General features: G+C 40.8%; 4 protein-coding genes and 1 pseudogene. 1 reads left to right on the forward strand and 4 read right to left on the reverse strand.

Annotation, left to right across the window (positions count from 1 at the left end; all coding sequences use genetic code 11):
- Positions 1-118: 118 nt before the first annotated feature.
- Together H6G57_RS29310 and H6G57_RS28450 are read right to left on the reverse strand one after the other, a co-directional pair.
- Positions 119-3,874 (reverse strand): Eco57I restriction-modification methylase domain-containing protein, encoded by a 3,756-nt coding sequence (locus H6G57_RS29310; RefSeq protein WP_190525179.1) that lies wholly within the window; start codon positions 3,872-3,874, stop codon positions 119-121.
- Between the two features lie 119 nt (positions 3,875-3,993).
- Positions 3,994-4,206 (reverse strand): hypothetical protein, encoded by a 213-nt coding sequence (locus H6G57_RS28450; RefSeq protein ID WP_190525182.1) that lies wholly within the window; start codon positions 4,204-4,206, stop codon positions 3,994-3,996.
- A 27-nt stretch (positions 4,207-4,233) separates the two neighbouring features.
- Between H6G57_RS28450 and H6G57_RS28455 the strand changes: the two genes are divergently transcribed.
- Positions 4,234-4,446: a hypothetical protein gene (locus H6G57_RS28455; protein WP_190525184.1), complete on the forward strand. Its 213-nt coding sequence runs from the start codon at positions 4,234-4,236 to the stop codon at positions 4,444-4,446.
- A gap of 23 nt (positions 4,447-4,469) precedes the next feature.
- Here H6G57_RS28455 and H6G57_RS28460 read toward each other — a convergent pair whose 3' ends face one another.
- Complete coding sequence (locus tag H6G57_RS28460; protein ID WP_190525186.1) at positions 4,470-6,743, reverse strand: CHAT domain-containing protein; 2,274 nt, start codon at positions 6,741-6,743, stop codon at positions 4,470-4,472.
- Positions 6,730-6,846, reverse strand: a pseudogene (locus tag H6G57_RS29315) (IS630 family transposase); the annotation flags it as partial. The pseudogene H6G57_RS29315 and the gene H6G57_RS28460, both read right to left, overlap by 14 nt.

A 6,846-nucleotide genomic window follows, 5' to 3' on the forward strand; every position in this document is an offset into this window, starting at 1 on the left:
GTAATAAAATAAAGTAGGGAGTTAGATGGCATTTTTATAAAAAAAATTTTTTTCTTAGTGATTTAGTCAATATTTAATACCATAAAATACTGTCTATGTCAATCTTCCATCATCAGTTTCACTCAATAATTTTTTCTAATACACTGACTAAATTTTGAGAATGTAAAGCAGGTAAACGAGCGTCGGATGCAGGTATTCCTTCAGAATCATAAAGTTGAGCAAATAGTTGTAAAGTGTTAAAATCAACACTAATAATTCTTGCTGGATGCCCTTTGGTTTCCCATTTATCCTCATCATTTTTTATTCCAGGAATTATACTACTAGAAGATGAATCAAAACATTCAAATATAGTTTGGGTACTGAAAATATTAGAAATATGAACAAACCGGATAATAGTGTTTTCTATTTTTGACGGTTTTTGATAAATATTTATGCTGAATTTTGCTCTATTATTAACATCAACAAAAAGTTTACACTCATTTTCTATTTGGAAATGTGCTTTTAGATAACGATAAAGTTCCCGTCGCAACATTCCTCCTTCTGGGTCATCATAAACCCCTTCAGGATGCAGGAAACCAGACACACCCGCAGGTTTGTTAAACGTCCAGGCTTGCGGGATAAAACACTTATATAAATTCGATTTTTGACCTTGTAATAACGGATAATTCTGTATGGCATTAAGAAAATTTTGTGTTCCGTTTGATTCCTCATACTCTTGTAAATATCCTTTTCTTAACCCTGGATATTGGTCAAATAAATTCTCACGCCGTTGGGCAAATTGACTCGCTTTTAAGTCTCGAATAACCGTCAGTGGATCATAATCCCCTAAAATATCCCCTTCTTGCCACTCAATCTTAATCCAAGGGGGATTTCCAACCATTAAATCAAACCCGCCATTCAATAAGAAAACATCCGCAAATTCTAACTCCCAATGAAAAAAGCGATACCGTTGCGCCAATTTTTCCACTACCTGTAACTGAGGCTTAAACTTTTTCAACTTATCCAGGTCTACAAACCCCCAATTTTCCACAAACTCTTGACTTTGTTCCGGGGTTTGGGTTTCAGGAAATAGTGATAACTGCACCGCAGCAGGAACTAACATTTCCGTTTCCCCCAAAATAGCCCCCACATCCTGCAAAAACTGCTCACGGGTGGGTAACTCTTCCGCCTCCGTTAACGGCCAAAACCACAACCCACACCAATAGTCCATCACCAACTTCAGGCGACGGTAAGCCCCAGAATTAAGAATTCCTTGGGATAGCTTTTCCTGTTCATAGATTTTATCCTTTTGTTCCAGGGGAGTCTCGCCGTCGGTTTCCGGTTGCTGTCCCCATATCGTCAGACTGTCGGTGGTGCGCTGACGTATTTTAGCGAGATCCTGGGCGTAGGACTCCCACAACTTAGCGATACGTTGACTGAGAACAACAGCATAGTCCGCCTGTTCAGAAGTTAATTCCGCTTTACAAAATTCTTTTTGCCATTCATTAATCTTTTGGATAGCATCCGGTTCAAGCTGTTTGATCACCTTATCCGTATAGTTTGCCATCCCAGGGTCGCCCAAGAGAAAATGAAAAATACCATCTTTGGGTAAGGGTTCACCGAGGGGGATGCGTTCAGGATCAAATTCGTGCCATTTCGCCACTTGTTTTTTACTTCCGGTCACATTTTTGCGCCGATAAACTTGCCGCCTCGCCCCCACCAAAGAGTTCCCACAGTGCAACTGCAAACCAAACCAAGGAACAAAAACCCGCCCGTAGTTGCGCTTCAGCGCCACCCGCTCGTAGTTGCGCTTCAGCGCATCATCATCAGAAGAGGCTGAAGCCCCTACTACAAACGGCTCGTAGTCGCGCTTCAGCGCATCATCATCAGAAGAGGGGGCTAAAGCCCTTACTACGAACGGTTCTCCATAAATTGAATTCAGCCATAAGGAAACTTCTGCTAACTCCATCGCAATTGGATTTTTATCAATTCCAAATACATTGCGATCGGCAATCAACATTTTTACCTTTTGTTTCTCAATGGTAATATCATCATGCTGAATTCGTTGATTAAGTTCTTCCTGTTTCCGTTCTAAATACGCTTCTGCGAGTTGGTCTATCGCTTCATTCAAAAAAGCCGCACTCCCCATCGCAGGTTCACAAATCGTTAACTTTAAAATATCGTCAGCCGTTTTATTTTGCAATAACTCCTTCAGAGCATATTTCACCAAACATTCCGTTAAAGATTGCGGTGTATAATAACTAGCACTTTTTTGGCGATCGCGTCCCGCTAAACGAAAAATAAATTTTCCCTTTTCATGCTTACGAGGCGCTTTTTTCATTTCAGGATCAATCACCAATTCCGACTTTTTAAATTCATCCAAACGATGCGCCGGAACAAAATAACCCACTTCCAGATCACTGCGTTCCTCTGAGTCCTTTTCCGGTTTCACTTCATAGAGATCTTCCTCTGCAAAAAAAGCCGATAAACTCAATAACCCTTCATAAACTTCCCCCAGTTGGTTTACCCCCAATTGTGCATAACTAATTCTTCCCCGTCGTCCTTTCCCTTGTCGAGAAAGAGACATTAGCTCCAACACCTTTCTTAAGGTTTGATTACGAAATTTGACCTTATTCAACATTTTCATGCGTCCAGGGTCAAATAAATGGCTTTTGAGCGCAGGTAAACGGAAGGTATTATAAATGGATTTATTGGCAATTTGTTGATTTTGTTCTAATAAGTTTAATTGTTTAGCTTCTTCAGGATATCCCGACCACAACAAACTAAATAATCGGCGAATACAAGTATCAATATAATAGCCATTTTCATCTTCTGTTGACATTAATTCAGTTTGTTCCAAGTCCCGCAGGGTTTCCAAACTGTAGCCTTCCCGATACACATCCGACCCCATCGGTGCGTAACCCAATTCCGGTCGCGCTTCAATATAAAAAATAAACAGAAGACGATACACCCAGCGCAAACATTCAATTTTCAACTCATTGGGGTCAATTTCTTGTTTTCCCTGTTCTTTCTGTTCATCACTAGAGAAAATTTGTTTTTTGCTAACGGTTTTTCGATAATAAATTGCTTCATTTCCTAATAATTCAATCGCTTCTCGTAGCGCATATTTCAGATCTTCTGAAACGCTATAAGTGTGACGATGGCTATTTTCATCAAGGGTATCCAGTAAAGCGGTTCCATCAGCCGGACAGGTATGCTCTCGATGTAATAAAGTAGCCACAGCCAGGAGAGAATCTTTATCGCGTTCTTCCAGCAGTTGGGCGAGGTCAAACCGCAATAACCGAGACGCATTCCACTTATGGCGGTCAACTAATATTAATTGATCAATACTAATCAGAATCACCCAACGCGGCGGATTATTTTGAGCAAAGATGTAATCTGTTAATAAGTCTTCTAAGCTTAAATCTTGTAATTTTTCCCCCTCAATATCTTCTAACCCTTGATATTGTTCAATTTGTAGCGTTAAAGAGAGAACATCACAAGGATCAGAACTATTATTAAATCCTTCAATTACCCATAGTTGCGGGCTGTTATTATTACGGTTAATTTCTGCAATAATCGGTAAAAAATGATCCGAATCTAAAACCTTTAATTGGGGTTGCCATTGATAACCCAAAATTGCTAAAATTTGTTTAAAAAACTCTCGTTGTTGTTGAAGCTTTTCTTCTTTTTCTTCAACCTCATCAAGGTGCTTTAATTGGTCTTGCAAACGAAAATAATCCTGGCGAAGACTCCCCAACGCTTTATCTGGTGTTTTTTCTTCAGAGGTTTCTTGCCATTCTTTAATCACGCCTTTAAGATCTTGAGTCAAAATCGCATCAAGGTAATGGGCGGAGTAAAATTCGTTTTCGTTAGCAATTCCAGTTAAAGGCATAGCTTTATTTATTATCAGTTAGTAGTTAATTAGTAGTTGGGCTTTAGCCCTTAAATTTTGCGCTGAAGCGCAACTACGAACAGTAGGCTTTAGCCCTCTTTCAATAAGATGCTGAAGTGCTAGATAGAGGGAGGCTGAGGAATTTCCTTTCCAGTTAAGGTGACGACTTTTCCATCTTGCCAAATACTAATTGATTCTCCTAATTTCCGATGTCTATCTAAAGCTTTAGCAATAGCAATTTTAACCCCAGCATCAATTTTTTGATGAAGTTCTGTTAGAGGAATTGGGGAGTTATTTTCAGAGGATGATTTGGTTCCAGATGGTGGGTTCATAAATCATTACATCTTGGTTGTTTGCGAATGCAGCCACGAGTTGAGGACTATTGCCAGAATTATCATACACTATCTAATTATCGCACAGAGATAAATACAAATTTGTTAAGTTTTTCCGTCTCCGTTCATAACGGCGACGAATTACATCTTCTGGGATATTGTGACCCCCACTTTCTACCCGCCTGTGGACTCGTGCGATCGCTAATTCTGGACTTTGTAGCCAAAAGTAAATTAAGTTAATTTGATAGCCTTAATAGTCTATTTTACCGAATCCCAGTGCAGGTAAAAGCAGCCCAGTAAAAAGGGTGAGAGAAAGGCTTTGATTCTTGACAAAATTTATCTAAATTTTCGCGAGACCGATAAATTTGTTTACTAATTTTATCATACTTTTTGTATGCTTCATCCCATTGCTGATATTCTGAGGAATCGAAGGAGCAAGCCTTTCGTTCTGCCTGGGCTCTTTTGCGGAGCGCGTCGGTTTCTTTAAGTTTCTGTTTCAAAAGTTCTGTGAGTTGGGGTTTATAACTAGCAGCTAAGGTATTGCCCGTAAGCTCTCGTAACTTAACTTGAGCTTGTCTCATAGCTTCCGAGCGATTCTTTCCCTGCTGCCACTCTTGATAGTAAAAGATCGAGAAAAGTGCTGTAGCTAAATCCTCAACAGCCCAAAGCGTACTGATAACACTTCGGGCTCCCGCCGACAAAAAAGCAGTTGAAAAAGTGAGGATATCACCAGTAATTTCACTCAATCCCAATCCTGTTTCGCAGCAGGAAAGAAATACATCCGACAACTGAGGGAGACGCCATGCAGGAGTCATTAGCTGACCTAAAGTAATGCAGCCATCTCCTAAAATTAATGTCGATTCAAAGGGATTGTCCAAGCGCGACTGGGCGTGGTGGCTAGAGTGGAGGATTTGGACGGTTTGCGCTAATTGTCGATAGTTACTAACCGTGGCTTGATGGCGACCTTTTAAGCGTTGATTGTCTGGGATATTATAAAGAACTGCCAGTTGCTCTCCTTCAAAGCTGGCGCAAGGCAAGTCGCCCGTCGCATCTTCAATAGTGCCACAGTTTAGGTTATTGCCGGGAGAAGGGCGTTGCTGGCAGAATTCTAGGACTTGACAACTAGGTGCATAACGAATGAGAAACTTGTCACCCAAATATCGGTTGTCTCCGATGGGTAGTGCAGCGAAGGGGATTTGGTGAAGGGCAAAATGAGGAACTATAATTAGTTCCGAAATTCCCTCTAAATGCCACAAAATCAGGTCATTCAAATTTAACAGTTTTGCAATTTCAGCTAGCATCCAAACCAACTCTTCTTGCCAAGAATTTTTATCCTCAACATATTGTCCTAACCAATTTTGGAAAATCCATTCGTGCAAAGTCTCAAATCCTAAATCGGTACAATTGTGTAGAGTAATCTCATTTTGCCGCACCACAAATATCAAGGTGTTGCTAACAGTGGTGTAAAAGCTAATAATTGCAGTGGTGGGTTTGTCGATAAGCTGCTGGATGGATGGGAATTTGAGAGGATTAACTCGAATTTGACCCGCAAGCACCGGATCTAAGCGACGAAGTTGTTCCCAAATTAGAAGTTTTTCAACTTCCAGATCAGCTATTATTTGATTGTAAGCTTCTACTGCTGCACGGCTGTTATCAAGTTTGCTATTATCAAAGTCGTTGCTAGGTTGATTGCGCCCTCGTTCTTTGTCAATTTGCTGCTGTAGGCGTTCAAAATCTTGTAAATACTGTTGAATTTCAGCAGGAATTTCTGCACTTGAATAGAGGTCATTGCTTGCCATTAAGTCTACGAGGCGTTTAGAGCGCGATCGCTCTACATATTCAAGGGCTTTATCTAACTGCTTATTATTAATGCAAGCTTGCACGATGTTTGCATAAATGTCGAGCGCCTCTTCCAAAATTTCTTGGCGGCGAAATTCAGAAGTTGCCCAAGTACGGCTGGTTTCTACGGCTTCAATCGCGATACCGTATCCCTCAATGGCTAACTGCCAATCTCCAGCTACAAATGATACATTTCCTAGCATTTGACCGACTTTCTGGCAATCAACGGGGAAAGCAGTTGGCGTGAAGACTTCCAATGCTTTTCGATAATAGGCGATCGCCTCTTCATTTTGATCGAGGTTGAGGTAGCAATTGCCTAGATTCATTTGAACCATAGCCCACTCTCTAGGGAAATCATCCTGGTTAAAGATTTGTAAAGCTGCTTGATGGGCGGCAATAGCCATTTCTAAATTCTCATTTCGATCGCCCTTAAGTCGATGCAAATAAGCATTAGCCAAATTCATTTGCACGCCAGCCCAACCTGATGGAAAAGCATCTTGAGTGTAAACTTGTAAGGCTGCTTTGTTAGCTGCGATCGCCTTCTCAACATTTTCTACCGGATCGCCCTGAAGTCGGTGGCGGTAAGCAGAGGCAAGATTCATTTGAGTCATAGCCCAAAGTTCCGGGGATTCTTCGCGGGTGCGGAATAACAGGGCATTTTCATAAGCTGCGTAGCAGCTTGATTTAATAAACAGCATTGCCCTTATTTTTAATTTTACGAGACCAATTAATGATTAGCTCTCCTTCATTTAATAATTTATGTAACAACTCTTCTAACTGCTCAACTGATTCAAATAGTCG

Source organism: Planktothrix sp. FACHB-1365 (assembly GCF_014697575.1).
GTDB lineage: Bacteria > Cyanobacteriota > Cyanobacteriia > Cyanobacteriales > Microcoleaceae > Planktothrix.

Bases quoted from the DNA above. Each gene is read 5' to 3' on its own strand.
- H6G57_RS28450 (WP_190525182.1), bottom strand. From the start codon at position 4,206: ATGAACCCACCATCTGGAACCAAATCATCCTCTGAAAATAACTCCCCA.
- H6G57_RS28460 (WP_190525186.1), bottom strand. From the start codon at position 6,743: ATGCTGTTTATTAAATCAAGCTGCTACGCAGCTTATGAAAATGCCCTG.
- H6G57_RS28455 (WP_190525184.1), top strand. From the start codon at position 4,234: ATGCAGCCACGAGTTGAGGACTATTGCCAGAATTATCATACACTATCT.
- H6G57_RS29310 (WP_190525179.1), bottom strand. From the start codon at position 3,874: ATGCCTTTAACTGGAATTGCTAACGAAAACGAATTTTACTCCGCCCAT.